Source organism: Diaphorobacter sp. C33 (genome assembly GCF_030503915.1).
GTDB lineage: Bacteria > Pseudomonadota > Gammaproteobacteria > Burkholderiales > Burkholderiaceae_C > Diaphorobacter > Diaphorobacter nitroreducens.
This window is the reverse complement of the sequence record NZ_CP129980.1, coordinates 42099-68081: the sequence shown is the minus strand read 5'-3', so window position 1 is coordinate 68081 and position 25983 is coordinate 42099. Positions and strand designations below refer to the sequence as shown.

Sequence of the window (25983 nt, the reverse complement as noted above, 5' to 3'; positions counted from 1 at the left end):
GCTTCTTATTTGTAGATGGATTCGGGGTCTTTCAAGACCGGATCGACAGCCTGCCACGCGCCATTCTGGAGGGCGTTGAAGAAGCAGCTGTGACGGCCCGTGTGGCAGGCAATGCCGGGCTCGTGGCCCAGCTGCGTCACCTTCAGCAGCACCACGTCGCTGTCGCAGTCCAGGCGAATGTCGTGCACCTGCTGCACATGGCCCGACTCCTCGCCCTTGAACCACAGCTTGCCGCGCGAGCGGCTGTAGTACACGGCGCGGCCCAGCTCGGCGGTCTTGGCCAGCGCCTCGCGGTTCATCCAAGCGAACATCAGCACGTCGCCCGTGGCGGCCTCCTGCGCAATCACGGGCACCAGGCCCTGCGCATCCCATTTCACTTGATCAAGCCAGTTCATGGTGTCCATTGTCGGTCATCGGCAGCTACAACGCCGATGTATGCTGCATTTTTTATAGCTTACAGCGCTTGCTGGAAGCGCGCTACAGGCCTTTTTGGCATCCATTCGCGGCATCAGAGCCGCACGGGGATACCGCGCTCGCGCATGCGCTCCTTGGCCTGGCGCACGGTGAACTCGCCGTAGTGGAAGATGCTGGCCGCCAGCACCGCATCAGCGCCGCCCTGCTGCACCCCATCGGCCAGATGGTCCAGGTTGCCCACGCCGCCCGACGCGATCACGGGCACGCCCACGGCGTCGCTCACCGCACGGGTGAGTTGCAGATCAAACCCGCTCTTGGTGCCGTCGCGGTCCATGCTGGTCAGCAGGATCTCGCCCGCACCGCGGCGCGCCATCTCCACGGCCCACTGCACGGCGTCCAGGCCGGTGTTCTTGCGCCCGCCATGGCTGTACACATCCCAGCCCTCGCCGCGCTCGGCTACTTCCGCGCCCTGGCGGCGCTTGGCATCGATGGCCACGACGATGCACTGCGCGCCGTACTTGGCCGAGGCCTGGCTGATGACGTCGGGGTTGGCAATCGCGGCGGAGTTGAAGCTGGTCTTGTCCGCGCCCGCATTGAGCAGGCGGCGCACGTCTTCCACGGTGCGCACGCCGCCGCCTACGGTCAGGGGGATGAAGACCTGGCTGGCCACGGCCTCGATGATGGGCAGGATCAGGTCGCGCTCGTCACTGGTGGCGGTGATGTCCAGGAAAGTGAGCTCGTCGGCGCCCTGCGCGTTGTAGCGCGCGGCGATCTCCACCGGATCGCCCGCGTCGCGCAGCTCGACAAAGTTGACACCCTTGACGACACGGCCACCGGTCACGTCAAGGCAGGGAATGATGCGTTTGGCAAGCATGCGCCAGCACTCCGGCTTTTGAAGAAGAAGGGCCGCAAGATACCATGGGCGGCGCCATGCTCAGCTATTGAATCAATAGCTTTTCGCGCTCGTCGGATTTGGTTTCCAAACCATTTCCCCCATCAATTCCTTGATTGACAAGCGCGACCAGCTATCAATCAAGGAGCATCGCCCAGTCGGCGCGCCTCGCCATCCTGCCAACGCCAGGCATCCCGGCACATGGCCTGCACATCGCGCCGCGCGCGCCAGCCCAGCAGGCGCTCGGCCAGGGCTGGGTCGGCCCAGCAGGCGGCCACATCGCCGGGGCGGCGCGCCACCACCTGGTAGGGCACGGCACGGCCGCTGGCCTGCTCGAAGCCGCGCACCATCTCCAGCACCGACACCGGCCGTCCCGTGCCGAGGTTCACCGTGAGCAGCCCCGGATGCGCGCGCAGGTAGCGCAGCGCGGCCACGTGGCCTTCGGCCAGGTCGCACACGTGGATGTAGTCGCGCACGCCGGTGCCGTCGGGCGTGGGGTAGTCGCCGCCGTACACGCTCAGCACCTCGCGCTGGCCCGTGGCCACCTGGGCCACGTAGGGCATGAGGTTGTTGGGAATGTCCTGCGGGTCCTCGCCGATCAGCCCGCTCTCGTGCGCGCCCACGGGGTTGAAGTAGCGCAGCCGCGCAATGCGCCACTGGCCGGGCTCGGCGTGGTCCACGTCGGCCAGCACCTGCTCCATCATCAGCTTGCTCCAGCCGTAAGGGTTGGTGGCCGATAGCGGAAAGTCCTCGCGGATGGGCAGGCTCGCCGGATCGCCATACACCGTGGCCGAGGAGGAAAACACCAACGTGCGCACGCCGGCCGCCTGCATGGCGCGCAGCAGGCTCACCGTCCCCGCCACGTTGTTTTCGTAGTAGCGCAGCGGCTCGCGCACCGATTCGCCCACGGCCTTGAGCGCGGCGAAGTGGATCACGCCCTCGATGGGGTGGGACGCAAACAGCTGCCGCAGCAACTGCGCGTCGCGCACGTCGCCCTCGACGCACGCCACCGGCTTGCCGGTGATGCGCGCCAGGCGGTCCAGCACGCTGCGGCGGCTGTTGCTGAAGTTGTCGAGCAGCAAGGTGGGAATGCCTGCATCGGCAAGGGCCGCACAGGTGTGGGTGCCGATGAAGCCCGCGCCCCCGGTTACAAGAATCATGTCCTCTCGCCCTCGAAAATACGCAAAGCCATGACTGTACCGCCGGGCTTCATTCAACCGCGTGAGGCCGGGGCGCGTTGTAATCGGGTAACCTTGGCTTGCGCCCCACATGGCCGCCGGCGCTCTTCCCGCAGGGCGGGCGCGCGCGGATGGGCGTGGGTTATTGGCCGCCATCCACCCTCTTTTTGCTGATCAACCGCCTGTGCCGACGGCGCGCGGTGCGTTCCGTTCCGAATGACTGTATCGCCCTCTTCCGCCACGCCCCCCGCCGAATCCATGGTCGTGCTGCGGCCCTCGGGACAACCGGTTCCGGCACAGCCCCAGGCCCAGGTCTTCGATTCCTGGGACGCCTTCACGCGGTCGTCCGTGCAGCCCCTCGGCTTTTACCTGGAGGGGTGGGATGCTTCCGCCGCGGACGATCTGATTCTCCAGTTGCGCCGCAGCCCCTGGTGGGACCGCCTGGCCGTGGTGGCCCCCGGCGAGGGCAAAGCCTCCGTGCTGGCCGACACCGCCGCACCCTATGCCGACGCGGTGGCCCGCGCGGAGCGCAGCCTGGCCGTACGCCGCAGCCTGCGCCTGGCCCTGACGGACATGCGCCTGGAAGAGCGCGTGCTCTACTTCCTGTACGTGCGCGACGCGATGGAGCTGGCGCCGCAGTGCACGCTCACGCACCCCATGCTCTACCACTATCCCGTGGTGGACGCCCTGGCGCAGCGGGGCGAGGATCCCGGTGCCTGCCTCGCGACCCTGGTGCGCCGCAAGCTCTTGGAGCCCGCCCAGCTCGTGGACCGCACGCGCCACTGCCGCACCTGCGGCAGCGCTCACATCCACTACATCGACGTCTGCCCGCACTGCTCCAGCCTGCAGATCCGCAAGGAAGCCTCGCTGCACTGCTTCTCCTGCGGGCATGTGGCGCCCGAGAGCGACTTCCACCACGACGGCGGTCTCTCCTGCCCCCAGTGCAGCGCGGCGCTGCGCCACATTGGTGTGGACTATGACCGCCCGCTGACGCAGTACGCCTGCGGCAGCTGCCATCACGTGTTCGTGGAGACCACGACGCAGGCACGCTGCCTGGCCTGCCGCACCAGCTGCGCGCCCAGTGCCCTGGATGTACGCGAAGTCGCCAGCCTGCGCCTGAGCGCACACGGCCGCACCGCGCTGCGCGCAGGGCAGATCCAGGAGTCGTTTGCGGCGCTCGACACCGCCAACTACGTTGAGGCGTCCCATTTCCGGCGCATGCTCGACTGGGCACTGGCCGTGACCACGCGCCATCCGGAGATGCGGTTCGGGCTCATGCTGATCGAATTCACCAACGCCACGGAACTCATCGAGGAGCTGGGGGCCGCGCGCGTCTTCCTGCTGCTGGACGAGTTCGCGCGCCGCCTGCACGAATTGCTGCGCACGTCAGACATCACCACCCGCACGCAGGAGGACAAGCTCTGGCTGTTCCTGCCGTTCTCCGACCCCGCAGGCCTGTCCGCGCGACTGCAGCGCGCGCTGTCCGACCAGACGGTGGCGGCGGCGCCATCGGCGCTGCAGGCGCGCATCCGCCATCTTCAGATGCCGCAGGACCTGCGCGCCGGAGACAGCGCAGCGGCGCTGATGGAACGGCTGCTCGACCAGGCCTGACGCCGCATGTGGGACACCGCCGTCTTTGCCTTCGCGACGCTGTTCGCCAGCTCCAGCCAGCAGAACTGGGTGGAGCTGGCGCTCAAGTTCTTTCCGTTCGTCGTGTTCCTGGAGGCGCCCTTCTTCCTGCTGGTCACCGCAGGCATGGTGAAGTACGGATTGCGTGAGCACCGCCCGCTGCGCCAGCGCGAAGCCTATCCGCGCGTGTCGTGCGTCATTACCTGCTATTCCGAGGGGGAGGACGTGGGCAAGACCATCGGGTCGCTGGCGCAACAGCTGTACCCCGGCTTCATCGAGATCATCGCCGTGATCGACGGCGCGCTGCAAAACGGCCCCACGCTGCGCGCCGCGCGGCGCGCGCAGTCGCTGCTGGCAGGCACCCAGCGCCGCAGCCTGGTGGTGCTGCCCAAGTGGCAGCGCGGGGGACGCGTGTCGTCGCTGAATGCGGGCCTGTCCATTGCCACGGGCGAGGTGGTGATGGCACTGGACGGCGACACCTCTTTCGATAACGACATGGTGCGCAACGCCACGCGCCACTTCGATGACCCGGGCGTCGTGGGCGTGGCGGGTAACCTGCGCGTGCGCAACGCCAAGCGTTCGCTGGTCACGCGGCTGCAGGCACTGGAATACATGCTCTCCATCGGCGCGGGCAAGACCGGACTGTCGGAGTTCAACATCGTCAACAACATCTCCGGCGCGTTCGGCGTCTTCCGCACCCGGTTCCTGCGCAACCTGGGCGGGTGGGACGCCGGCACCGCCGAAGACCTGGACATGACGATGCGCATCAAGCAGTACTTCGGCCGGCACCCGGACCTGCGCATCGTGTTCGACCCGCACGCCGTCGGGCACACGGACGCCCCGGACACCTGGCGCGTCTTCTTTCGCCAGCGCCTGCGCTGGGATGGAGACATGTTCTACATCTTCATCCGCAAGTTCCGCTTCAACCTGCGCCCGCGCCTGCTGGGCTGGCGCAACTTCCTGTTCGTCATCGTGAACGGCCTGCTGATGCAGCTCGTGCTGCCGTTCCTGATCGTGGCGTACACCGGCACCATGCTCTTCACCATGCCCTTGGGGGTGGTGATGGGCGTGCTGGCCTTCATCTACCTCGCCTACCTGGCCGCGCTGCTGTTTTACTTCCTGCTGTACGTCGTGGCCGTATCCGAGCGGCCGCGGGACGACGTGTGGTACCTGGGCTTCCTGCCGCTGTTTCCCCTCTTTGCCTTCGTCAACCGCATCCACTGCTCGTTCTCCATCATGGCCGAGATGTTCATGAAGTCCCACTTGGACTCGTCCATGGCGCCCTGGTGGGTGCTGCGCAAGACCAAGTTCTGACATGTTCCAGCGCAGCCCCCGTCACACCCTGATCGCTCTGCTGGCCTGCATCTGCGCGGGCCCGCAGGGCGCCGCGGCCCACGCCAGCCCGCCGGTCTCTCTCACGCAGCTGGAGGACCGCGCCCGCGCCTTCGCCCCATCGGCCCGGCTGGCGCAGGCGGACGTTACCGTGGCCGAGCAGCGCAGCGCCGCCCTGCAGGCGGGCAGTGGTGCCCAGCTGTTTGGCGGCGCGGGCGTGGACAACGCGCGCGAGGCGGTGACCGATACCCTCAGCCGCGACTACCAGCGCACCCAGATGCACCTGGGGGTGCGCTGGCCCCTGCTGGGCACGCGCGCGGCGCAGCAACGCACGGTGGACGATGCCCAGCATGCCGTGGAGCAAAGCCGACTGCGCCGCCTGCAGATGGAAAACGAGGCCGTGCTTGCCGTGCGCCGCGCCTATGTGCGCCACCTGCGCAGTGTGGAGCGCATCCGCCTGGCGGACGCCTTCCTGCGGGTGCGCGCCGAGGCGCAGGAGCAATTGGCGAGCCGCCACGCCGCTGGCGTGCTGCTGGAGGCCGACCGGCTGGACCTCGGCGGCCTGTTCAACATCGTGCAGGCGACGCATGACAGCCAGAGTGCCGCGCGGGATCTGGCCCGCGCGGAGATCGAGCGCCTGACGGGGCAGCCCGCCGCAGCGGTGCAGACGCAGGAACCCGCCTGGCCCCAGACCTGCCTGGCCCCCGGCGCAGCGGCGCTGGACCGATCCCCCGCCGTCACGCTGGCACAACAGGAAGTGGACGCAGCCCTGCAGCGCCAGCAGCATGCGCGCCTGGAGGGGGTGCAAGCCAGCATCTCGCTGGCGCAGTCGTTCAGCCGTGACATCGGCGGCCCCACGGGCCACAGCACGCGCGTGGGCGTTGATTTTTCTCTGCCGCTGCAGTGGCGCAGCCAGCGCGATGCGGCCCTGGCCCAGGCGCAGGGCGAGATCGACCGCGCTCAGGCGCTGCTGGCCTTGCGCCGCAGCGAACTGGAGGCCGCGGCCCAGCAGGCCCTGGCCGCCTATCGGCTGCGCGACACGGAAATGGCGGGCCACCAGCACCGCCAGCAGGCCGCGGCCGAGGCGCTTCGGATCGCGCAGTTGCGCCTGAACGCCTTCGACGGCGACGGCTATTCCAAGCTGCTCACCACGCGCTATGCGCTGTACCAGGCCGCCGTACAGGTGGTGGACGGCGCCGAGCGGCGCGACCTGGCCGCCCTGGACGTGCTGGCCCTGGGCGATGGATGCACGCTGGCCTGGCACGACGCCCCCGCGGCACCCGATCCCTGGGCCGCGACGGTCGCCGCGCTGGCCGGGGGCACGGCACCGACCTCCGCCAAGGCGGCGCCCGGCGAGACCGGCCTGGGCTGGTACGTGTGGCAGGGGCAAGCCCTGCTGGACCAGCCCGCGCAACTGGACGAACTGCCCCCTCGCAGCCGCCGCCTGCTGCTGTCGTTCACGGCGGCGCAGTTGCAGGCCCTGGCACGGCCCGACGGCCGGGCGCGGTGGATGGCCCTGCGCGCCCAGGCGCAGGCACGGCAGCTGACGCTCGAACTGCTGCTGGGTGAGCCTACCTGGGTGTTGCCCCACGAGCGCGCGCGACTGCTGGCCCTGGTGGAGTCCTTGCGCGACCTGCCCGCCGACGCCCTGCACCTGGACCTGGAGCGCAGCCAGCTTCCCGCTGCCCAGCAGCGCGACTGGAGCCGCCACCTCATCGACACGCTGCAGGCGGTGCGCGCCGCGGCTCCCTGGCCCCTGGCCCTGACGACACACTACCGTGAACTGCAGCAACCCGGTTTTGCCGCACGCGTACACGCAGCCGGGGTCGGCGAAGTGGTGGCGATGCTCTACGTGAACAACCCCGAGCGCACCGCCACCCTCGCCCGGCCGTTGTTGTCAGCAGCGCCAGCGGGGTTGCGCATCGCGGTGGCGCAAAGCATCGAATCCGCGCTGCCGGCGCAAGAGAGCAGCTTCGCGTTGGGCAAGGCCCAGTCCCTGCAGCGCTGGGATGCGCTGGCACACCAATTGGCCGGCCTGCCGGGCTTTGGGGGCGTCGTGGTGCAGTCGTGGGAAGACTATAGGGAGGCTCGGCCTTGAAGATCAATTTTGACGCGCCGCCCACCTCGGCGCAGGAAACCAACGGCCTGGAAGTGCGCTATGCAGCCGCCAAGCGCCGCGTGCCGCGCTGGCGCTGGTATTTGCTGCTCGCCATGGTGCTGGTGGCCCCCGCCTACCTGCTGGTCCGCTTCGGCATCGCCTACTGGTGGGAGAGTACGCCGGCCCAGGTCGTGCTGGAGCAGGCCACCCTGCGCGCACCGGCCGCCGGCCGCGTGGCATTCGTGGCGGCGCCCGGCGCACCGCTGGAACCCGGCCAGCCCGTGATGGCGCTGGAGCGCACGCCGACGGACACCCCCGCACCGCCTGCCGCCACGCCAAGCCCCACGCCGCATGCGCAGGAACCCGCCCAGGCGCAGGCCTACACCGCCAGGCTGGCGCTGCTGACCGAGGCCGAGCGCCTGGCCAGCCGCCGTCTGGCGATCCAGCAGGAAAGGCTGCACACCATGCAGGGCTTGCGCGAGCAAGGGGCCGCCACACGGCAGGAAGTGGACAACCTGCGCTTTCAGGTCCTGCAGGCCGAGGCGGACCTCAGCCGCGCCCGCGCCGATGTGCGCGAGCAGCGCATGTTGATGGCGCGTGTGCCGGCTGCCATGCCGGCCCCGGCAGCGCCTGCAACGCCACAGCCCCCCGCAGATGAAGCTGCGCCCGCGCAGCCCGGCACCGCCCTTGCGCCCTTTGCCGCCACCGCGGTGCAGGCCCTGGTGCGCCCGGGGGACTGGGTAGCCCAGGGCACGGAGGTCGCCGTACTGCAGCGGCGCGGGGAACCGCTGGTGCATGCCTACCTGCCGCCCGACAAGGCGCGCTACGCGCGAGTCGGCCGCATGGCCACGCTGCATTTCATGGACGGGGGCAAGGTGCGCGCGAAAGTGGTGGGGCTCATGATGGAGGCGCAAAGCCCGCCGGCCGACCGCGTGTCGCCGCTGACCCCGCGCACGCCGTCCATCGTGGTGAAACTCCAGGCGCTGGAGCCGTTGCCCGCGCCCTACCACATCCACCAATTGCCGCTGGATGTGCGTTTCGACTGGGTGGCCAGCCGCTGGTTCTGACCCGGCCGCATACGCCGCCGGGTGAAGGCGCCGGGCCGCCCCGGCTCAGGCCAGGCTCAGCTCGTCGGCGCGATGCTGCGCGGCTGCGAAATCCAGGTCGCCGGAATAGATCGCGCGCCCGCAGATGACGCCTTCCACGCCTTCGTTTTCGACTTCGCAGAGCTTCTCGATGTCCGCGATGCCGGCCAGGCCGCCCGAGGCGATCACGGGGATGGTGAGGGCCTGGGCCAGCTTGACCGTAGCCTCGATATTGATGCCCGAGAGCATGCCGTCGCGGCCGATGTCGGTGTAGATGATGGATTCCACGCCCCAGTCCTGGAACTTGCGCGCCAGATCGACCACCTCGTGGCCGGTGAGCTTGCTCCAGCCGTCGGTGGCCACCTTGCCGTCCTTGGCGTCCAGGCCCACGATGATGTGGCCGCCAAACGCGCTGCACGCATCCTTGAGGAAGCCGGGGTTCTTCACCGCGGCCGTGCCGATGATGACGTACCGCAGCCCGGCGTCGATGTAGCGCTCGATGGTGTCCAGGTCGCGGATGCCGCCGCCCAGCTGCACCGGAATGTCGGCGCCCACCTCGGCCAGGATGGCCTTGATGGCCGCCTTGTTCTTGGGCTGGCCGGCAAACGCGCCGTTCAGGTCCACCAGGTGCAGGCGGCGCGCGCCCGCATCCGCCCACTTGCGGGCCATGGCGGCGGGGTCTTCGCCAAAGGTGGTCGATTGGTCCATGTCACCTTGCTTGAGGCGTACGCAGTGGCCGTCCTTGAGGTCGATGGCGGGGATGAGCAGCATGATGGTGAGCGGGGAATGGGGCGAGCCGCACAAGGCCCGGCCCTGCCGGGTTGAAGAATCAGGGCTTCCAGTGCAAGAAGTTGCGGTACAGCGCCAGGCCGTGCTCGGCGCTTTTCTCCGGGTGGAACTGGGTAGCAAAAATATTATCGCGTGCGATGGCCGCAGCAAAGGGGCCGCCGTAGTCAGCCTCGCCGGCGCAGTGCAGCGGGTTGGCCGGGCGCGCGTAGAAGCTGTGCACAAAGTAGAAGTAGCTGTCGTCGGGCACGCCCGCCCATACCGGGTGCGCCACGCCGCCGTGGCGCGCCTGGCGCACGCGGTTCCAGCCCATCTGGGGGACCTTGTAGCGGCTGCCGTCGGGCTGGGTGCGCCCGGCCAGGTCGAACTTGAGCACCTCGCCCGGGATCAGGCCCAGCCCGGGGGTGTCGCCCTCGGCGCTGTGGTCCAGCAGCATCTGCATGCCCACACATACGCCAAACAGCGGCTTGGACGCGGCAGCCTCCAGCACGGATTCGAGCAGGCCCGACTCCCGCAACTCGCGCATGCAGTCCGGCATGGCGCCCTGGCCGGGCAACACCACGCGGTCGGCCGCGCGCACCTCATCGGGGTGCGCGGTGACCATTACCCGGAAACCGCTGCCCTGCGCCGCGACCTGCACGGCCTGCGATACGGAGCGCAGGTTGCCCATGCCGTAGTCCACGACCGCGACGGTTTTTGCTTCACTATTCATAGCTGCTTGCGCTTGATGGATAAGCGTTACAGGCCAATTTGGCTTGAATTTTACAGGGAACCCTTGGTGGAGGGGATCACGCCTGCGGCGCGCGGGTCGCGCTCCAGCGCGGCGCGCAGCGCGCGCGCGAAGGCCTTGAACACCGTCTCGCACTGGTGGTGGGCGTTGATGCCCTTCAGGTTGTCGATGTGCAGCGTCACGCCCGCATGGTTCACGAAGCCCTGGAAGAATTCGTAGGTGAGCTGGGTGTCGAAACCGCCAATGCTCCCGGCGGTGAACGGAATGTGCAGGTGCAGCCCCGGGCGGCCCGAGAAGTCCACCACCACGCGTGACAGGGCTTCATCGAGCGGCACGTAGGCATGGCCGTAGCGGCGGATGCCCTTCTTGTCGCCCACGGCCCGCGCGAAAGCCTGGCCCAGCGTGATGCCCACATCTTCCACCGTGTGGTGGCCGTCGATGTGCAGGTCGCCGTCGCAGTCGATCTGCAGGTCGATCAGCCCATGGCGCGCGATCTGGTCGAGCATGTGGTCGAAGAAACCGATGCCGGTGTGCAGGCTGGCCGCGCCGGTGCCGTCGAGATTCACGCGCACGGTGATGCGCGTCTCGGCCGTCGTGCGGCTGACCTCGGCCGTGCGGTCGGGGCAGAGTTCTGCGGAAGAAGGAACGAGTGCGGAGGAAGTCATAGGGATGCCTGGAGCGCTGCGAGCATCTGGGCGTTGTCGGCACTACTGCCCACCGTCAGACGCAGGCAGCCTGCCAGCAATGGATGCATTGTAGAAACGTTCTTGACGAGCACCTTGCGGGCCTTCATGCCCTCATAGGCGCGGGCGGCATCGGGCACACGCACCAGCACCATGTTGGCCTGGCTGTCCCACACGCGCTCAATGCCGAGCATGGCGCGCAGCGCGGCCAGCAGCTCGGTGCGCGCGGCACGCAGCTCGTCGGCCTGGGCGGCGAACACGTCGGCATGTTCCAGCGCGAACAGGGCGGCCTCGGTGTTCAGCACACTCACGTTGTAGGGCGGGCGCACCTTGTCGACCTCGGCCACCAGCGCGGCGGGGCCGATCATGTAGCCCAGGCGCACGCCGGCCAGGCCGAACTTGGAGAGCGTGCGCATCAGCAGCACATGGCCGTTGCGCTCGGGCTGCACGCGCATGCGCTCGATCCAGCTGCGGCTGGCAAAGGGCTGGTAGGCCTCGTCCATGACCACGATGCCGCCCTGCGCACCGGCGGCGTCGATGATGCGCTGCACCACGGCCTCGTCCCACAGCGTGGCCGTGGGGTTGTTGGGATAGGCCAGGAAGGTGATGGCCGGGCGGTGCTGGGCGATCGCGGCCAGCATCGCGGCCTCGTCCAGCTCGAAGTCCGCCGTCAACGGCACGCCCACGAAGCCCAAGCCCTGCAGCTGCGCGCTCATCGCATACATCACGAAGCCCGGCACGGGCGCCAGCACGGTCGCCTGCGCGCGCGCGCAGGCCAGCGCCACGAGGGAAATGAGCTCGTCGGAACCATTGCCCAGCAGCACGGCCGAGCCTGCCGGTGCCCCGGCGTAGGCTGCCAGCGCAGCCTTCAGGTCGTTCTGGCGCGTACCGGGGTAGCGGTTGAGCGCGAGTTGCCCCAGGCGCTGCCCCAGCGCGGCCTGCAGCGCGGGCGGCAGGCCGAAGGGGTTCTCCATCGCGTCCATCTTCAGGTAGCCGGTCGCATCGGCCACGACGTAAGCCTGCATGGCGCGCACGTCGTCGCGGATGCGCGCCAGCGCGGGCAGTTCGGCAGAAGGGGTTGTCATGCGTTCATCACTCCATTCGATCGGGCGGCGCCGCCACATCAGGGGACAGCCAACGCGCAATGCAGCGGATGCAGCACCTCTACGCCGCCATACTGCGCGCCCTGCGGCAGACTCAGCGACAGCAGGCTCGCGCAGCCGCTGTGCTGCGCGGCGGCCAGCGCCAGGCAGTCGCCCCAGGCCAGTTGGTGCCGCGCCTCCAGCGCCCAGGCGGTCTCCAGCGTGGCAGCATCGATCTGCCAGGGCGTCCAGCTGTGGTAGCGGCGGATGGCCGCGCGTGCATCGCCGTGCGGCATGGGCGCGCTGGCGGCGCGCGTCACGGTGTCGTAAAACTCGGCCAGCACCTGGCTGCTGACACGCCCCAAGCGCTCGCGCCACAGCAAGTCCAGACAGGCCAGCACCGGGGCTTGCAGGGCGGCATCGGCGCCGTCCTCGGCGGCGACCAGCACAGCCGTGTCCACAAACACGGGTTGCTCCAGGCTGCGCTGCAGTGGCTGCGGCGCCTCACCTACGTGGGCAGGACTGCGCTCGAAGCCGTGGATACGCCACGCTGCGGCGCCCGCGCGCCAGGTGCGCTCGTCCGTGCGCCAGGCGAGATAGGCACGCTCGTAGGCGTCCTCGCGGCGCTGCATCTCGCCTAGAAAGTCCCCCACCATGCGTGACACGCTGGTGCCGCGCCGCGCCGCCTCGATCCGGGCCCATTCGAGCACCGGGTCGTCCACGGTGATGGTGACGTTCTTCATGCGTTTATCGTACACGAATTTCGTGTGACACGAAATTCGTGTTTGTTGAATTTGCTGTGTTTTTCGCTTCTAAGGCTTGGCCATTCAGCGCCAGGCGCTCTCTTTTTTGAAAAGACCAAGCCACCTCGCAAGGTGGCTTGGTAGGCGTACAGGCTGTCGGAGTGGTCAGGACTTGAGCCGCATCTCCGCCGCCCGTGCATGCCCCTGCAGCCCCTCGCCATGCGCCAGCACGCTGGCGATGCGGCCCAGGCTCTGCGCGCCCTGCTCGCTCACCTCGATGATGCTGCTGCGCTTTTGGAAGTCGTACACGCCCAGCGGCGACGAGAAGCGTGCCGTGCCGCTGGTGGGCAGCACATGGTTGGGCCCAGCGCAATAGTCGCCCAGCGATTCGCTGGTGTAGGCGCCCAGAAAGATCGCGCCCGCGTGGCGCAGCAGCGGCTCCCAGCGGTGCGGCTCGCGGCTGCTCACCTCCAGGTGCTCGGGAGCGATACGGTTGCTGATCTCACACGCCTCTTCCATGTTGCGCGTATGGATGAGCGCGCCGCGCCCGGTGAGGCTCTTGGCGATGATCTCGGCGCGCGGCATCTGGGGCAGCAGACGGTCGATGGCGGACTGGACCTGGTCGATGTAGGCCGCATCGGGGCACAGCAGGATGGACTGCGCCAGCTCGTCGTGCTCGGCCTGCGAGAAGAGATCCATCGCCACCCATTCCGCCGGCGTGCTGCCGTCGGCCAGCACCAGAATCTCGCTGGGGCCGGCAATCATGTCGATGCCCACGGTGCCGAACACATGCTTCTTGGCGCTGGCCACGTAGGCGTTGCCGGGGCCGGTGATCTTGTCCACCTTGGGAATGGTCTGCGTGCCATAGGCCAGCGCCGCCACGGCCTGCGCGCCGCCGATGGTGAAGGCGCGTGTGACGCCCGCCACATGCGCCGCGGCCAGCACCAGCGGGTTTTTGGTGCCTTGGGGCGTGGGCACGACCATGATGATGTCCCGCACGCCCGCCACGTGCGCGGGAATGGCGTTCATGAGCACGCTGCTCGGGTACGCGGCCTTGCCGCCCGGCACGTAGATGCCCACGCGGTCCAGCGGCGTGACTTTCTGGCCCAGAAGGGTGCCGTCGTCGTCGCGGTAGCTCCAGCTTTCGCCATTGGCCTTTTTCTGCGCCTCGTGGTAGCGGCGCACGCGGGCGGCGGCGGCCGTCAGCGCGTCGCGCTGCGCCGCGGGCAGGCCGTCGAAGGCGGCTTGCAGTTCGCTGGCCTTGAGCTCCAGCGACGGCAAGCCCTGCGCATGCAGGCCGTCGAAGCGCTGCGTGTACTCCAGCACTGCGGCGTCGCCGCGCTCGCGCACGTCGGCCAGGATGCCCGCCACGCGCTGCTCGATGGCCGCATCCGTGTCCGCCGACCAGTGCAGGCGTGCGGCGAATTCCACCTCGAAAGTGTCGTCAGCGGTGGACAGGCGGACGGGAGCAGCTACGAATTGCATAGTGGACCTACTCAGAATGTACGAAAGGAATCGGCGCGCCGTTGCGGTAGCCGAGGGGTGCCCGGCCACGATGTTCTCACCATAACTCGGGCCACGGCGCGCGGTTGCAACGCCGGGCGATGGACGCGGAACCAAAGCGGCGCAGACGCAGCCCTGCGCACCCCTCAGCCCTGCGCACCCCTCAGCCCTGCGCACCCCTCAGCCCTGCGCACCCCTCAGCCCTGCGGCACGGCGGAGGCGAATGCGTCGATGATGCGGCGCAGCGGCGCCTGCTTCAGCTTCAGCGCGGCCTGGTTCACCACCAGGTGCGAACTGATGTCCATGATCTGCTCGACCTCCACGAGGTTGTTGGCCTTGAGCGTGTTGCCAGTGGAGACCAGGTCCACGATGGCATCGGCCAGGCCGGTGAGCGGCGCCAGTTCCATGCTGCCGTAGAGCTTGATGAGGTCCACGTGGACGCCCTTGCTGGCGAAGAAATCGCGCGCGATGCTGGTGTATTTGGTGGCCACCTTCAGGCGCGAGCCCTGGGTGACGGCCTCGCGGTAGTCGAAATCGGCGCGCACGGCCACGCTCACGCGGCACTTGGCAATCTTCAGATCCAGCGGACGGAACAGCCCCTGGCCGCCGTGCTCGATGAGCGAGTCCTTGCCGGCCACACCCAGATCGGCGCCGCCGTATTGCACGTAGGTCGGCACGTCGGTGGCACGCACCAGCACCACGCGCACCTCGGGGCGGCTGGTGGGCAGGATGAGCTTGCGCGACTTCTCCGGGTCTTCCAGCACCTCGATGCCGGCAGCGGCCAGCAGAGGCAGGGTTTCTTCGAAGATGCGGCCCTTGGACAGGGCGAGTGTGATCTGCTGCGTCATTGAATTCTCTCGATGTTGGCCCCCAGGCCGCGCAGTTTGGCTTCCATGCAGTCGTAGCCGCGGTCCAGATGGTAGATGCGGTCCACCAGCGTTTCCCCGTCGGCCACCAGCCCGGCGATCACCAGGCTGGCCGAGGCGCGCAGGTCGGTGGCCATGACGGTGGCGCCCGACAGCCGCGCGCCGGTAGGCGCCGCGCCGCCCAGCCCCTCGATCACCGCTACGCGGCCATCCGTGGTCTGGATTTTCGCGCCAAGGCGCAGCAGCTCGTTGACGTGCATGAAACGGTTTTCGAAGATCGTCTCGGCCACCGTGGCGGTGCCCTGGGCCACCACGTTCAGCGCCATGAACTGCGCCTGCATGTCGGTGGGAAAGCCCGGGTACTCAGTGGTGCGAAAGCCCTGCGCCTTGAGCTGCGCCGCGCCAGGGCTGCGCACGCGGATGCCACCCTCTTCCGGCGCCACCTGCACGCCCGCGTCGCGCAGTTTGTCGATCACGGCGTCCAGGTGGTCAGCACGCCCGTGGCGCAGCAGCGCGTCGCCGCCCGTGGCGGCCACGGCGCACAGGAAGGTGCCGGCCTCAATGCGGTCGGCCACGACGGCGTGCTCGCAGCCGTGCAGCCGCTCGACACCCTGGATGCGGACGCGGCTGGTGCCATGACCCTGGATACGCGCGCCCATCTTGATGAGCATCTCGGCCAGGTCCGCCACCTCGGGTTCCTGCGCGGCGTTCTCCAGCACGGTCTCCCCCTCAGCCAGCGTGGCGGCCATGAGCAGATTCTCAGTGCCGGTCACCGTGACCATGTCGGTGGTGATGCGCGCCCCCCTGAGTCGCGTGCACCCCTGCGGCAGCCTGGCGATCATGTAGCCGTGCTCGACCACGATCTGCGCGCCCATGGCCTGCAGCCCCTTGATGTGCTGGTCCACCGGGCGCGATCCGATGGCGCAGCCGCCCGGCAGCGACACCGTGGCCTCGCCGAAGCGGGCCAGCAGCGGCCCCAGCGCCAGTACCGAGGCGCGCATGGTCTTGACCAGATCGTAGGGCGCCTCGGGCGTGGACAGGCCGCCCGCGTCCAGGCGCACTATGCCGGCCGCATCGGCCACGGAGCAGTCGGGGTTAGCGATGCGGTCCACCTGCACGCCCATGTTCCGGATGAGCCGCAGCATGGTGGCTACGTCCTGCAGGCGCGGCACGTTGTGCAGGGTGACCGGGTCGGCCGTGAGCAGCGCGGCGCACAGCTCGGGCAGCGCGGCGTTCTTGGCGCCGGAAATCGGCACCTCGCCCACCAGGGGGCGGCCACCGCGAATCAGGAGTTTGTCCATGGGTTTGCCGGTTGCTGCATTCAGTGCCAAAAATGGCTCTAGCGCTTATCTATCAAGCGGTAGCAGCTATTAAAATAATAGTGCGCGAATTCTTTCGGGGAACGCCGCGCGACGGTGTATGCGCCCATCCACCGGCGAGGACCGGGGCATGACGCCCGTGCCGCCCCCGCGCCGGGGCACGGTCCCGGCCGCACGGCCATCTTGCGAAGGACGGGGCCGTATCAGTCGCCCGCCTGGGCCTGCGCCCACTCGGCGGGGGTGAAGGTCTTCATGGACAACGCATGCACCTCGTCCGACTGCATGCGTGCGCCCAGTGTGGCGTAGACACGCTGGTGGCGCTGGATGGAGCGCTTGCCCTCGAACTCGGACGACACGATGGTGGCGTACCAGTGGCGGCCGTCGCCCTCCAGCGTGATGTGGTCGCAGGCCATGCCCGCGCTGATGATGTCCTTGAGTTGGTCTGCAGTCATGTCAGTTCCTGATTTTGTAGCCCGTGCGCAGCAGGTGCAGCGCCAGCAAGCTGACCAGCGCCCATGCCAGGCTGACGACGCCCAGGCTGAGCCAGGGGGAGACGTCGCTCACGCCGAAGAAGCCGTAGCGGAAGCCGTCGATCATGTAGAAGAACGGGTTCAGGTGGCTTGCGCCCTGCCAGAACGGCGGCAGCGATTGCACCGAATAGAACACGCCCGACAGGAAGGTCATGGGCACGATGATGAAGTTCTGGAATGCCGCCATCTGGTCGAACTTGTCGGCCCACAGTCCCGCGATGACCCCCAGCGTGGCCAGCAGCGCCGCGCCCAGCAGCGCGAACGCAAGAATCCACAACGGCGCGGCGAACTGCGGCGTGGCGAACGCCAGCGTGACGATGAACACACCCAGGCCCACCACCAGGCCGCGCACCATGGACGAGCCCACGTAGGCCGCGAACCAGGCACGGTGCGACAGCGGCGTGAGCAGCACGAACACAAGACTGCCCATGATCTTGCTCTGGATCAGGCTGGACGAGCTGTTGGCAAAGGCGTTCTGCAGCACGCTCATCATCACCAGGCCGGGCACCAGGAAGGCGGTGTAGCTCAGCCGGTCATAGACCTTGACATGGTCTTCGAGCACATGGCCGAAGATCAGCAGGTACAGCACCGCCGTGAGCACCGGCGCCGCCACGGTCTGGAAGCCCACCTTCCAAAAGCGCAGCACTTCCTTGTAGAACAGGGTCTGCCAGCCGATCATGCGTGCTCCTCCTGCTCGGCCGCCATGACGTTGAGGAACACATCCTCCAGGTCGGCCTTGCGGATCTCCACATCCTCCACGCGCACGCCGGCGGCGCGCAGCCGGGCCAGCAACTGCTCGATCTCCTGCGCGTCCTGCGCGGGCAACTGGGCCACGCGGCCGGTCACGCGCGCCAGCGCTGCCAGGTCGGCCGGCAGCGTATCGTCGGTCTTGAACCGCAGGACGTTGGTGGAGGCCGCCTGCAGCAGCTCGGACGTGCGCGCCAAGGCCACGACGCGCCCGCGCTTGAGCATGGCCAGCCGCGTGCACAGCGCCTCGGCCTCTTCAAGGTAATGGGTGGTCAGCAGCACCGTGTGGCCCTGCTTGTTGAGGCGCGCCACAAACTGCCACAGCGTCTGGCGCAGCTCCACGTCCACGCCGGCCGTAGGCTCGTCCAGCACGATGATGGGCGGTTTGTGCACCAGCGCCTGGGCCACGAGCACGCGGCGCTTCATGCCGCCCGAGAGCTGGCGCATATTGGCCGTGGCCTTGTCGGCCAGCCCCAGGTTCTCCAGCAGCTCATCGATCCAGGCATCGTTGTTCTTCACACCGAAGTAGCCGGACTGGATGCGCAGCGTCTCGCGCACGTTGAAGAACGGGTCGAACACCAGTTCCTGCGGCACCACGCCCAGCAGCCTGCGCGCGTCGGCAAACTGGGTTTGCACGTCATGGCCCAGCACGCTGACACGCCCGCTGGTGGCGCGCGCCAGCCCGGCGAGGATGCTGATCAGCGTGGTCTTGCCGGCGCCGTTGGGGCCCAGCAGGCCGAAGAACTCGCCCTCCTCGATGTCCAGACTGACATCCTGCAGCGCCTGGAAAGGCCCTCGGGGAGTGGAAAAGCTCTTGGAAATGGATTGGAAGGAGACGGCGGGCATGGAAGAGCGGCATTCTAAAGGGGGGCTCTTGCGCGCGTGTCCGCAGGGGTTTGGCCGGCAGGCAACCCGCAAGTGTGGTCAGCCCCGCAGGCCGCCGCTACAGGGCGGGCAGCAGTTCCTGCACCCCGTACAGCCCCGCCAGGCTGGACAGCGCCGGCGGCAGGGCCTTGACCACGAAACCCCGGTTCTCGAACACCGCTGCGCGGCGGCACTCCAGCAGCACCGCCAGTGCGGAGGAGTCGAAGGCCGTTAGCGCACCGGCATCCACCACCACCAGCGATTCGTCCTGGGCCTTGAGCCCTTGCAGCAGCATGCGCAGGGTGGCGCCAGCGTGGCGGTGGGTGAGTTCAGCGGGCAGCACCAGCATGCACAGGCCTTTCGGTTCTTTCTGTTCTGGTTACTTGGCGCTGGAGGCGGCGTTGGCCTTGTTGCGCGCCACCAGCGCCTCGATCAGGCCATCCACGCCCTTGGCGTTGATCTCCTGCGCGAACTGGCTGCGGTAGGTTTCCACCAGCCACACCCCCAGAACGTTGAGGTTGTAGATTTTCCAGCCCGCACCCTCGCCCGGCGTCTTCTCCAGACGGTAGTCCAGTTGTATCGGGTCGCCCCGGCCGCGGATTTCGGTGCGCACGAGCACGTCCTTGTCTTCGGCGGCTGCGCGCAGCGGCTTCACAACAATGCTCTGGTCCGTGACCTGGCTGAGCGCGCCTGCATAAGTGCGCACCAGCAGTGTCTTGAACTCGTCCTGCAGGCGCGCCTGCTGCTCCGGCGTAGCCTTGCGCCAGCCCGGCCCGACGGACGCTGCCGTCATGCGGCGGAAGTTCACGTGGGGCAGGATGGTCTTGTCCACCAGCGCCATGATGCGGTCCACGTCGCCGGCCTTGATGGATTTGTCTTTGCGCAGCGTCTCCAGCACATCGACCGAGAGGCGCTTGACGAGGGCATCCGGTGCCTCGTCGGCCGCCAGCGCGGCCTGGGGCACGGCCACCCACGTGGCCACCGCCATCGCGGCGGCGGCATGGATCAGGGTACGGCGGTTCATCATGGTGAGGCTCCTTGCGTGCAGCGCCACGCCGTGCGCTGCCATGTATGGTTTCGTTGAGTAGATTGTGGAGGGCGCCCCGCGCTGCACATGCGTCGCCCACGTGCAGGGATGCAAGCAACTGCAACCGCGCCTGTCAGCCAGGGGCCCGAGTGCTTGTCAGGCCGGCCTTTACGGGTTTTCAGTACGCGTCGTCGGGCAGCTTGCCCCCGTTTTCCTCATAGGCGTCCTCGTCGCGTGCGCCTGACACGCCACTACGCACCTTGAGGTACACGTCGCGCGTGAAGCTGTAGGGGTCCAGGGCCGCCGTATCCAGCACCGAGCCCGCACGCAGCAGGCTAGCGCGCTTATCGACAAGGCGCAGGCCGTACAGGGAATTGCGCACCTCCACCGGGTCAAGCTGGCCCAGCGGGTTGCCCCAACTGTCTACCGGCAAAGCGGCCGTGTCGCGCACGGTGGACGGCCCCAGCAGCGGCAGCACGAGATACGGCCCCGTGGGCACGCCCCAGCGGCCCAGCGTCAGGCCAAAGTCCTGCTTGTGCCGCTCGATGCCTGCCTCGCTGGCGATGTCCAGTACGCCGCCCAGCCCGAAGAAGGTGTTGGTGGTGAAGCGCACGAGGCTCTCGTAAGCCTCCAGCCCGCGGAACTGCAGCAGGTTGTTGACGAACGACCAGGCATCGCCCAGGTTGCCAAAGAAGTTGCTCACGCCCGTACGCACCGGCTGCGGCGTCACGTCGCGGTAAACGGTGGCGACGGGTTTGAGCACCGCCTTGTCCACGCTGTCATTGAACGAATGCACGCCGCGGTTGAAGGGTTCGAACGGATCTGCGGGGTTGGCGTTGGGGCCCGTGGCGCAGCCGCTCATGAGGGCCGCGCCGAGCAACAGCGCCGCCCAGCGGGCAGTCCAGCCCGTGAAGCGAGGTTGATTTGTCATTTCTTGGTACCTCCATTGGACGAAGCACCTTCTTCGGCCTTGCCATACAGGAATTGGCCGATCAGGTTTTCCAGCACTACCGCGGATTGGGTGGCGGTCACCATGTCGCCCTCGGCCAGGTTGTTCTCGTCGGCTCCCGGCTCGATGCCGATGTACTGGTCGCCCAACAGGCCGCTGGTCAGGATCTTGAGCGAACTGTCCTTGGGGAACACATAGCGCTTTTCCAACTCCAGTGTCACGCGCGCCTGGTAGGTCGTGTCGTCGAAGCCGATGGACTGCACGCGCCCCACCACCACACCGGCGCTGCGCACCGCGGCCTTGGGCTTGAGCCCGCCGATGTTGTCGAAACGCGCCGTCACGGTATAGCCCGAGCGGAAGTTCAGGTTCAACAGGTTGGCCGACTGCAGGGCCAGGAAGACCAGCGCCGCTCCGCCCAGCAGGACGAACAGCCCCACCCAGAAATCGTTTTTGGAATGCTGCATGGTGAATTTCCTCAAGACAGACGCATGGTCGCCGTCAGATACTGAACATCAAGGCGGTGAGGACGAAGTCCAGCCCCAGCACGGACAGCGACGCCATCACCACCGTGCGCGTGGTGGCGCGCGAGACGCCTTCCGGCGTCGGCTTGGCCACGAAGCCCTGCAGCACCGCGATGAAGGTGACGGCCACGCCGAACGCGAGGCTCTTGACGATGCCGTTGCCCACGTCCTTCCAGACGTCGACACCGCTTTGCATCTGGCCCCAAAACGCCCCGCCGTCCACGCCGATGAGCACCACGCCGACCAGCCAGCCACCGATCACACCCACCGCGTTGAACACCAGTGCCAGCAGCGGCATGGCGATCACGCCGCCCCAAAAGCGCGGCGCCAGGATGCGGCGCACCGGGTCCACGGCCATCATTTCCATGGCCGACAGCTGTTCGCCGGCGCGCATCAAACCGATCTCGGCCGTGAGCGACGTGCCCGCGCGTCCGGCAAACAGCAGCGCCGTGACCACGGGCCCCAGCTCGCGCACCAGGCCCAACGTGACCACCAGGCCCAGTGAGTTGGCCGAGCCATAGAGCTGCAGCACGTTGTAGCCCTGCAGCGCAAGCACGAAGCCCACAAACAGGCCCGACATGGCGATGATGGACAGCGAATAGTTGCCCAGGAAGTGCACCTGGTCACGCACCAGGCCAGGGCGGCGCATCACGTCGCCGAACAGCCCCAGCAGCCGCGCGAACAGGCGCGCGCCCATGCCCACATCGGCCAGCTTCGTGCGCACGGCGTAGCCTACGTGCGTGGGACGCCACCAGCTCATGGGGTACCTCCGCTGGCGTGGGCGTCCACGCTGGGCGAGCGCAAGGGGCCGAAATCGTCGGCCACGCTGGGGCCGGGGTAGTGGAACGGCACCGGCCCGGTAGGCAGCGCGTGCACGAACTGGTGCACCAGCGGATCCGTGCTGGCGCGCACCTCTTCGGGCGTGCCCTGGGCGGCCACCGTGCCGGGCCCCAGGATGATGACGTGGTCCGCCAGGCGGAAGGTCTCTTCCAGATCGTGCGAGACGACGATGGTGGTCAGCCCCATGGCATCGTTGAGTTGGCGGATGAGTTGCGCCGCAGTACCCAGCGAGATCGGGTCAAGCCCGGCGAACGGCTCGTCGTACATGATGAGCTCGGGGTCCAGGGCAATGGCCCGTGCCAGGGCAACCCGCCGCGCCATGCCGCCGGAGATCTGGCTGGGCATCAAGTCCCGCGCTCCCCGCAAGCCCACGGCATGCAGCTTCATGAGCACGATGTCGCGGATCAGGTCCTCGGGCAGATCGGTGTGCTCGCGCAGCGGAAAGGCCACGTTCTCGTACACGCTCATGTCGGTGAACAATGCGCCGAACTGGAACAGCATGCCCATGCGTCGGCGCGCGGCATACAACTGTGCGGTATCCATGCGCCCTACGTCCTGGCCGCCCACCAGCACCTCGCCCTGCTGGGCGCGCTGCTGGCCGCCAATGAGGCGCAGCACCGTCGTCTTGCCCCCGCCCGAAGCACCCATCAGCGCCGTGACCTTGCCACGCGGCACGGCCAGCGACAGGTCGCGCAGGATCACCCGCTCGCCGTACCCGAAGGTGACGTTGCGCAGTTCCACGAGGGCGTCGCCCGGCGATGAGGGTGGGGAGGACATGGTGTATGCAGATACGCCCAGCTCTACGACAGAGCGCGAGGCGAACCCGGCATCATAGGGGAAACCCCTCTGCTCGGCTGCGCCTCTCATTAAAACCTGTGGTTTGCATATGACGTTTGGCTATACTCGCCGGTTCTTAAGAAATGTCCCGCCCGACCCTCCGGGCGGATTGCTTGTCAGCGTTGCTGCATGGGCGTCACCGACGCACAACGGAACGAAGGCGCGGCAATGTGCCTGCGACATTCCCTTTTCTTCCGTTGCGCGTCTGCCTCCCGGCAGCGTGCTGGTCGGTACCCGGCGGACGGCGTCCGACCGCGGCACCGTTTCCTGCCACCCCCGCAGAAAGAGAAAAGGCTCCAGATCAATGAAGAATCTCCAGTCCGTCGTCCCCATCCCGGCTCCCGTCCCCCAGCGCCAGGCCACGGGCCTGCACCTGATCGGCGACCTGTATGGCTGTCTCTGCGACAGCCGCCTGATGTTGGACGCCGCGCACCTGGAATCGTTCTGCAAGGAGCGCGTGGCCGCCGCCGGGCTGACCACCGTGGGCAGCCTGTTCCACAGCTTTGGCGAAGGCGGCGGCGTCACCGGCGTGGTGGTGTTGGCCGAGTCGCACTTGTCCATCCACACCTGGCCCGAGGCGGGCTACGTCACGCTGGACGTGTACGTGTGCAACTACACGGAAAACAACCGCCCCAAGGCGCAGAAGCTCTTCGACGACCTGCAGGCCGCCTTCAATCCGGCCGATCCGCACCTGCACCGCGTCGACCGCGCCTGATGAGCGGCGCCCCCACCGCGCAGGCCACGCGCTACGTGGCCGAGCGCCTGAACGCCGACTTCGGCTTTTACCTCAGCGACCGCCGCCTGCTGGCCGAACGCCAGTCGGCCTGGCAGCACATCGAGGTCTTCGACAACCCGCAGTTCGGCCGCGTGATGCGCATCGACGGCTGCTTCATGACCAGCGAGCGCGACGAATTCTTCTACCACGAGCCGATGGTGCACCTGCCGGCCATCGCCCACCCCGGCGTGCGCCGTGCGCTGGTCGTGGGCGGGGGGGACGGCGGCGCCGCCGAGGAGCTGCTGAAGCTGCCCGGCATCGAGCAGGTGGTGCTGGCCGAGCTGGATGGCGAGGTGATTGCCATGGCCCGCGATTGGCTGGGCCAGATCCACCGTGGCGCCTTTGACGACCCGCGCCTGGAGGTGCGCCTGGGCGACGCGCGCGCATTCATCGGCCAGACCGAGGAGCGCTTCGACCAGATCGTCCTGGACCTGACCGACCCCTTCGGCCCTGCCGTGGAGCTGTACACCATGGAGTTCTACGCCGCCTGCCGCCGCGCGCTGAACCCGGGCGGCGTGCTTTCGCTGCACCTGGGCTCGCCCGTGCACCTGCCCGAGAGCCTGGGGCGCATCGCCGCCTCGGTGCGCGCGGTGTTTCCCATCTTCCGCCCCTATCTGCAGTACGTGCCGCTGTACGGCACGTTGTGGTGCATGGGCATGGCATCGGACAGCACCGACCCCGCCCGGCTCAGCGCCGACGAGGTGGACGCACGCATCGCCGCGCGCGGCCTGGGCGATCTGCAGCTGTACAACGGGGCCGTGCACCACGCGCTGCTGGCACAGCCGAACTTCGCGCGTGCGCTGCTGGATCGGCCTGCGCTGCCGCTGCACAGCGGGGATGTGCTGGAAGAGGTACGGGATCCGGCGGAGTTGCCGGAGGTGATGGTGTACGCTGCCGCGTAATGTCTAGCCCAATCGCCGCCTAGCGCTTGCTGGGCGAGCGCTGGCAGCTATCTTTTTTTAAGCCCCTGCGCAGGGTTGGATGTCGCTGGCCGAGGCCGTCCCCGCCAGCGACACAGAATCCCATTAGCTACTAAAAACATAGCTTCCAGCGCTTATCTCATAACCGCTAGAGCCCAATTCGGCGCTAGACCTTCAAAGCATGTGCTGCAGGAACGCCCGCGCCCGCTCATGCCCGGGATCGGCAAAGAACTCCCCGGCCGGACGCGCCGCGATGAGTTCACCCTGGTCCATGAAGGCCACGGTATTCGCCACCTCGCGCGCAAAACCCATCTCGTGCGTGACGACCAGCATGGTCATGCGCTCCTCGGCCAGCTCGCGCATGGTGCGCAGCACCTCGCCCGTGAGTTCGGGGTCCAGCGCCGAGGTGGGCTCGTCGAACAGCATGATGTCGGGCTCCATGCACAGCGCACGCGCGATCGCCACGCGTTGCTTCTGGCCGCCCGACAGGCGCGAGGGATAGTTGTCCCGCTTCTGCGCCAGGCCCACCTTGTCCAGCAGCGTCTCGGCGCGGGCGATGGCCGCATCGCGCGCCAGGCCCTGCACCACCATGGGCGCCTCGATCAGGTTCTCCAGCACCGTGAGGTGCGGGAACAGGTTGAAATGCTGGAACACCATGCCGGTCTTGGCGCCAATGCGGCGCACCTCGGCATCGGACACGTAGGCGCAGCGCCCCTGCGCGTCGGTCGTGGCCAGGGTTTCGCCTTCGATGGCGATGTGGCCGCTGTCGATGGTTTCCAGGTGGTTCAGGCAGCGCAGAAAGGTGCTCTTGCCGGAGCCCGACGGGCCGATCACCGCCACCACCTCGCCACGGTGCACCGACAGCGACACGCCGCGCAACACCTGCACATGGCCGAAGGCCTTGCGCACGTCGCGCGCCTCGATCATCTGCGTGGCGTCACTGGTCAAACTTGGCATAGCGTTTCTCCAGGCGCTGGAAGCCCCAGGTGAGCACCAGGGTCATGACGAGATAGAAGGCGGCGGCAACGATGAAGGGCGTGGTCGTGAAGTCGCGCTGCACGATGCCGCGCGCGGCGCGCAGCAGATCGTTCAGGGCCAGCACGTAGATGAGGGACGTGTCCTTGACCAGGGTGATGGTCTCATTGCTCATGGGCGGCAGGATGCTGCGCACCATCTGCGGCAGCACGATGCGGCGCATGGTCTGGCCGTAGCTCATGCCCAGCACCTTGGCTGCCTCGTACTGGCCACGGTCCACCGACTGGATGCCGGCGCGGAAGATCTCGGCGAAATAGGCCGCGTAGTTCAGTGCGAAGGCCGCCACGGCGGCGGGGAAGTCCGGCAAGCGCACGCCGATCACCGGCACGAAGGGCAGCGCGAAGTAGATGAACAGCATCTGCAGCATGAGCGGCGTGCCGCGCATGAGCCAGATGTAGCCATTGACCGCCGCCGACAGGGGCGCAAAGCGCGACACGCGCGCCAGGGCCAGCACCAGCCCCAGGGGCACGGCCAGTACCAGCGTGATCGCAAACAGCTTCAGGGTGACCGCGGCGCCTTGCGCCAGCGGCCCCAGAAGGGAAAGAACGTAGTCCATACGAAGCCTCAGCGTGCGGCGCCAGCACAGCTGCGGCGCCGC

Annotated in this window: 28 protein-coding genes; 6 read left to right on the top strand and 22 right to left on the bottom strand. The window is 67.9% G+C overall.

What is annotated here, in order from left to right:
- Positions 1-5: 5 nt before the first annotated feature.
- The 3 genes from hisI to galE all read right to left on the bottom strand — a co-directional run bounded on the left by hisI (position 6) and on the right by galE (position 2466).
- On the bottom strand, positions 6-404 hold the full coding sequence (hisI, locus tag QY917_RS00315; RefSeq protein WP_011804225.1) for a phosphoribosyl-AMP cyclohydrolase: 399 nt from the start codon (positions 402-404) through the stop codon (positions 6-8).
- Between the two features lie 104 nt (positions 405-508).
- Positions 509-1288 carry an imidazole glycerol phosphate synthase subunit HisF gene (hisF, locus tag QY917_RS00310; RefSeq protein ID WP_011804224.1) on the bottom strand — a complete coding sequence of 260 codons (780 nt, stop codon included), beginning with the start codon at positions 1286-1288 and terminating at the stop codon, positions 509-511.
- Between the two features lie 158 nt (positions 1289-1446).
- On the bottom strand, positions 1447-2466 hold the full coding sequence (gene galE, locus QY917_RS00305) for a UDP-glucose 4-epimerase GalE (protein WP_088887549.1): 1020 nt from the start codon (positions 2464-2466) through the stop codon (positions 1447-1449).
- Positions 2467-2700: 234 nt separating this feature from the next.
- Between galE and QY917_RS00300 the strand changes: the two genes are divergently transcribed.
- The 4 genes from QY917_RS00300 to QY917_RS00285 are packed head-to-tail and all read left to right on the top strand — an operon-like array spanning position 2701 to position 8610.
- Positions 2701-4095: a diguanylate cyclase gene (locus QY917_RS00300; RefSeq protein ID WP_123675044.1), complete on the top strand. Its 1395-nt coding sequence runs from the start codon at positions 2701-2703 to the stop codon at positions 4093-4095.
- 6 nt (positions 4096-4101) lie between these two features.
- Positions 4102-5427, top strand: coding sequence for a glycosyltransferase (locus QY917_RS00295; protein WP_012655723.1), 1326 nt, complete (start codon positions 4102-4104; stop codon positions 5425-5427).
- Between the two features lies 1 nt (position 5428).
- Positions 5429-7543 carry a TolC family protein gene (locus QY917_RS00290; RefSeq protein ID WP_123675043.1) on the top strand — a complete coding sequence of 705 codons (2115 nt, stop codon included), beginning with the start codon at positions 5429-5431 and terminating at the stop codon, positions 7541-7543.
- Complete coding sequence (locus QY917_RS00285) at positions 7540-8610, top strand: HlyD family efflux transporter periplasmic adaptor subunit (protein ID WP_123675042.1); 1071 nt, start codon at positions 7540-7542, stop codon at positions 8608-8610. Before QY917_RS00290 ends, QY917_RS00285 begins: the two co-directional genes overlap by 4 nt.
- A gap of 45 nt (positions 8611-8655) precedes the next feature.
- Here the strand turns inward: QY917_RS00285 and hisA are convergent, their stop codons facing one another.
- The 17 genes from hisA to QY917_RS00200 all read right to left on the bottom strand — a co-directional run bounded on the left by hisA (position 8656) and on the right by QY917_RS00200 (position 22595).
- Positions 8656-9399, bottom strand: a complete 744-nt coding sequence (gene hisA, locus QY917_RS00280) for a 1-(5-phosphoribosyl)-5-[(5-phosphoribosylamino)methylideneamino]imidazole-4-carboxamide isomerase (RefSeq protein WP_012655720.1) — start codon at positions 9397-9399, stop codon at positions 8656-8658.
- A 58-nt stretch (positions 9400-9457) separates the two neighbouring features.
- The gene (gene hisH / locus QY917_RS00275) at positions 9458-10126 is read right to left on the bottom strand and encodes an imidazole glycerol phosphate synthase subunit HisH (RefSeq protein ID WP_011804213.1); all 669 of its coding nucleotides are present in this window, start codon (positions 10124-10126) and stop codon (positions 9458-9460) included.
- A gap of 50 nt (positions 10127-10176) precedes the next feature.
- Complete coding sequence (hisB, locus tag QY917_RS00270) at positions 10177-10809, bottom strand: imidazoleglycerol-phosphate dehydratase HisB (protein WP_011804212.1); 633 nt, start codon at positions 10807-10809, stop codon at positions 10177-10179.
- Positions 10806-11912: a histidinol-phosphate transaminase gene (gene hisC / locus QY917_RS00265; RefSeq protein ID WP_123675251.1), complete on the bottom strand. Its 1107-nt coding sequence runs from the start codon at positions 11910-11912 to the stop codon at positions 10806-10808. The genes hisB and hisC overlap by 4 nt, the downstream gene beginning before the upstream one ends.
- Before the next feature lie 38 nt (positions 11913-11950).
- Positions 11951-12358 carry a PIN domain-containing protein gene (locus QY917_RS17330; RefSeq protein WP_238526594.1) on the bottom strand — a complete coding sequence of 136 codons (408 nt, stop codon included), beginning with the start codon at positions 12356-12358 and terminating at the stop codon, positions 11951-11953.
- Between the two features lie 459 nt (positions 12359-12817).
- Positions 12818-14137, bottom strand: coding sequence for a histidinol dehydrogenase (gene hisD / locus QY917_RS00255; protein WP_123675040.1), 1320 nt, complete (start codon positions 14135-14137; stop codon positions 12818-12820).
- 215 nt (positions 14138-14352) lie between these two features.
- Positions 14353-15003, bottom strand: a complete 651-nt coding sequence (gene hisG / locus QY917_RS00250) for an ATP phosphoribosyltransferase (RefSeq protein ID WP_011804208.1) — start codon at positions 15001-15003, stop codon at positions 14353-14355.
- Positions 15000-16322, bottom strand: coding sequence for a UDP-N-acetylglucosamine 1-carboxyvinyltransferase (gene murA, locus QY917_RS00245; protein WP_123675039.1), 1323 nt, complete (start codon positions 16320-16322; stop codon positions 15000-15002). Before murA ends, hisG begins: the two co-directional genes overlap by 4 nt.
- A 221-nt stretch (positions 16323-16543) precedes the next feature.
- Complete coding sequence (locus QY917_RS00240; RefSeq protein ID WP_011804206.1) at positions 16544-16792, bottom strand: BolA family protein; 249 nt, start codon at positions 16790-16792, stop codon at positions 16544-16546.
- 1 nt (position 16793) lies between these two features.
- On the bottom strand, positions 16794-17549 hold the full coding sequence (locus QY917_RS00235; protein ID WP_011804205.1) for an ABC transporter permease: 756 nt from the start codon (positions 17547-17549) through the stop codon (positions 16794-16796).
- Positions 17546-18463 (bottom strand): ABC transporter ATP-binding protein, encoded by a 918-nt coding sequence (locus QY917_RS00230; protein WP_103737812.1) that lies wholly within the window; start codon positions 18461-18463, stop codon positions 17546-17548. The genes QY917_RS00235 and QY917_RS00230 overlap by 4 nt, the downstream gene beginning before the upstream one ends.
- 97 nt (positions 18464-18560) lie before the next feature.
- A complete protein-coding gene (locus QY917_RS00225; protein WP_011804203.1) occupies positions 18561-18830 on the bottom strand; it encodes a lipid asymmetry maintenance protein MlaB in 270 nt (89 codons plus the stop codon).
- A 30-nt stretch (positions 18831-18860) separates the two neighbouring features.
- Positions 18861-19508: a phospholipid-binding protein MlaC gene (locus QY917_RS00220; protein WP_012655713.1), complete on the bottom strand. Its 648-nt coding sequence runs from the start codon at positions 19506-19508 to the stop codon at positions 18861-18863.
- 178 nt (positions 19509-19686) lie between these two features.
- Positions 19687-20439, bottom strand: coding sequence for a VacJ family lipoprotein (locus QY917_RS00215; protein WP_123675038.1), 753 nt, complete (start codon positions 20437-20439; stop codon positions 19687-19689).
- Positions 20436-20921 (bottom strand): outer membrane lipid asymmetry maintenance protein MlaD, encoded by a 486-nt coding sequence (gene mlaD, locus QY917_RS00210; RefSeq protein ID WP_012655711.1) that lies wholly within the window; start codon positions 20919-20921, stop codon positions 20436-20438. Before mlaD ends, QY917_RS00215 begins: the two co-directional genes overlap by 4 nt.
- Positions 20922-20955: 34 nt before the next feature.
- Positions 20956-21738: a lipid asymmetry maintenance ABC transporter permease subunit MlaE gene (gene mlaE / locus QY917_RS00205; RefSeq protein WP_011804199.1), complete on the bottom strand. Its 783-nt coding sequence runs from the start codon at positions 21736-21738 to the stop codon at positions 20956-20958.
- Entirely contained in the window at positions 21735-22595 is an 861-nt protein-coding gene (locus QY917_RS00200; protein WP_088887558.1) for an ABC transporter ATP-binding protein, read from the bottom strand. The genes mlaE and QY917_RS00200 overlap by 4 nt, the downstream gene beginning before the upstream one ends.
- Positions 22596-22959: 364 nt before the next feature.
- On the opposite strand from QY917_RS00200, the gene speD reads away from it, so the two are divergent.
- Positions 22960-23370, top strand: a complete 411-nt coding sequence (gene speD, locus QY917_RS00195) for an adenosylmethionine decarboxylase (protein WP_011804197.1) — start codon at positions 22960-22962, stop codon at positions 23368-23370.
- Entirely contained in the window at positions 23370-24332 is a 963-nt protein-coding gene (gene speE, locus QY917_RS00190; RefSeq protein ID WP_123675037.1) for a polyamine aminopropyltransferase, read from the top strand. The genes speD and speE overlap by 1 nt, the downstream gene beginning before the upstream one ends.
- A gap of 192 nt (positions 24333-24524) precedes the next feature.
- On the opposite strand, the gene QY917_RS00185 is transcribed toward speE, so the two are convergent.
- Together QY917_RS00185 and QY917_RS00180 are read right to left on the bottom strand one after the other, a co-directional pair.
- Entirely contained in the window at positions 24525-25307 is a 783-nt protein-coding gene (locus tag QY917_RS00185) for an amino acid ABC transporter ATP-binding protein (RefSeq protein ID WP_123675036.1), read from the bottom strand.
- Positions 25288-25941, bottom strand: coding sequence for an amino acid ABC transporter permease (locus QY917_RS00180; RefSeq protein WP_012655708.1), 654 nt, complete (start codon positions 25939-25941; stop codon positions 25288-25290). The genes QY917_RS00185 and QY917_RS00180 overlap by 20 nt, the downstream gene beginning before the upstream one ends.
- Between the last annotated feature and the right edge of the window lie 42 nt (positions 25942-25983).

What these genes read in the sequence shown, in the direction of transcription:
- hisG (WP_011804208.1), bottom strand. Translation starts at nt 15,003, where the DNA reads ATGACGCAGCAGATCACACTCGCCCTGTCCAAGGGCCGCATCTTCGAA.
- QY917_RS00235 (WP_011804205.1), bottom strand. Translation starts at nt 17,549, where the DNA reads ATGATCGGCTGGCAGACCCTGTTCTACAAGGAAGTGCTGCGCTTTTGG.
- galE (WP_088887549.1), bottom strand. Translation starts at nt 2,466, where the DNA reads ATGATTCTTGTAACCGGGGGCGCGGGCTTCATCGGCACCCACACCTGT.
- speE (WP_123675037.1), top strand. Translation starts at nt 23,370, where the DNA reads ATGAGCGGCGCCCCCACCGCGCAGGCCACGCGCTACGTGGCCGAGCGC.
- QY917_RS00180 (WP_012655708.1), bottom strand. Translation starts at nt 25,941, where the DNA reads ATGGACTACGTTCTTTCCCTTCTGGGGCCGCTGGCGCAAGGCGCCGCG.
- hisF (WP_011804224.1), bottom strand. Translation starts at nt 1,288, where the DNA reads ATGCTTGCCAAACGCATCATTCCCTGCCTTGACGTGACCGGTGGCCGT.
- QY917_RS00295 (WP_012655723.1), top strand. Translation starts at nt 4,102, where the DNA reads ATGTGGGACACCGCCGTCTTTGCCTTCGCGACGCTGTTCGCCAGCTCC.
- hisB (WP_011804212.1), bottom strand. Translation starts at nt 10,809, where the DNA reads ATGACTTCCTCCGCACTCGTTCCTTCTTCCGCAGAACTCTGCCCCGAC.
- mlaD (WP_012655711.1), bottom strand. Translation starts at nt 20,921, where the DNA reads ATGCAGCATTCCAAAAACGATTTCTGGGTGGGGCTGTTCGTCCTGCTG.
- QY917_RS00185 (WP_123675036.1), bottom strand. Translation starts at nt 25,307, where the DNA reads ATGCCAAGTTTGACCAGTGACGCCACGCAGATGATCGAGGCGCGCGAC.
- speD (WP_011804197.1), top strand. Translation starts at nt 22,960, where the DNA reads ATGAAGAATCTCCAGTCCGTCGTCCCCATCCCGGCTCCCGTCCCCCAG.
- QY917_RS00290 (WP_123675043.1), top strand. Translation starts at nt 5,429, where the DNA reads ATGTTCCAGCGCAGCCCCCGTCACACCCTGATCGCTCTGCTGGCCTGC.
- hisH (WP_011804213.1), bottom strand. Translation starts at nt 10,126, where the DNA reads ATGAATAGTGAAGCAAAAACCGTCGCGGTCGTGGACTACGGCATGGGC.
- hisI (WP_011804225.1), bottom strand. Translation starts at nt 404, where the DNA reads ATGGACACCATGAACTGGCTTGATCAAGTGAAATGGGATGCGCAGGGC.
- QY917_RS00200 (WP_088887558.1), bottom strand. Translation starts at nt 22,595, where the DNA reads ATGTCCTCCCCACCCTCATCGCCGGGCGACGCCCTCGTGGAACTGCGC.
- mlaE (WP_011804199.1), bottom strand. Translation starts at nt 21,738, where the DNA reads ATGAGCTGGTGGCGTCCCACGCACGTAGGCTACGCCGTGCGCACGAAG.
- hisD (WP_123675040.1), bottom strand. Translation starts at nt 14,137, where the DNA reads ATGCAATTCGTAGCTGCTCCCGTCCGCCTGTCCACCGCTGACGACACT.
- QY917_RS00300 (WP_123675044.1), top strand. Translation starts at nt 2,701, where the DNA reads ATGACTGTATCGCCCTCTTCCGCCACGCCCCCCGCCGAATCCATGGTC.
- QY917_RS00220 (WP_012655713.1), bottom strand. Translation starts at nt 19,508, where the DNA reads ATGATGAACCGCCGTACCCTGATCCATGCCGCCGCCGCGATGGCGGTG.
- QY917_RS00230 (WP_103737812.1), bottom strand. Translation starts at nt 18,463, where the DNA reads ATGCCCGCCGTCTCCTTCCAATCCATTTCCAAGAGCTTTTCCACTCCC.
- QY917_RS00215 (WP_123675038.1), bottom strand. Translation starts at nt 20,439, where the DNA reads ATGACAAATCAACCTCGCTTCACGGGCTGGACTGCCCGCTGGGCGGCG.
- murA (WP_123675039.1), bottom strand. Translation starts at nt 16,322, where the DNA reads ATGGACAAACTCCTGATTCGCGGTGGCCGCCCCCTGGTGGGCGAGGTG.
- hisC (WP_123675251.1), bottom strand. Translation starts at nt 11,912, where the DNA reads ATGACAACCCCTTCTGCCGAACTGCCCGCGCTGGCGCGCATCCGCGAC.
- QY917_RS00240 (WP_011804206.1), bottom strand. Translation starts at nt 16,792, where the DNA reads ATGACTGCAGACCAACTCAAGGACATCATCAGCGCGGGCATGGCCTGC.
- hisA (WP_012655720.1), bottom strand. Translation starts at nt 9,399, where the DNA reads ATGCTGCTCATCCCCGCCATCGACCTCAAGGACGGCCACTGCGTACGC.
- QY917_RS00225 (WP_011804203.1), bottom strand. Translation starts at nt 18,830, where the DNA reads ATGCTGGTGCTGCCCGCTGAACTCACCCACCGCCACGCTGGCGCCACC.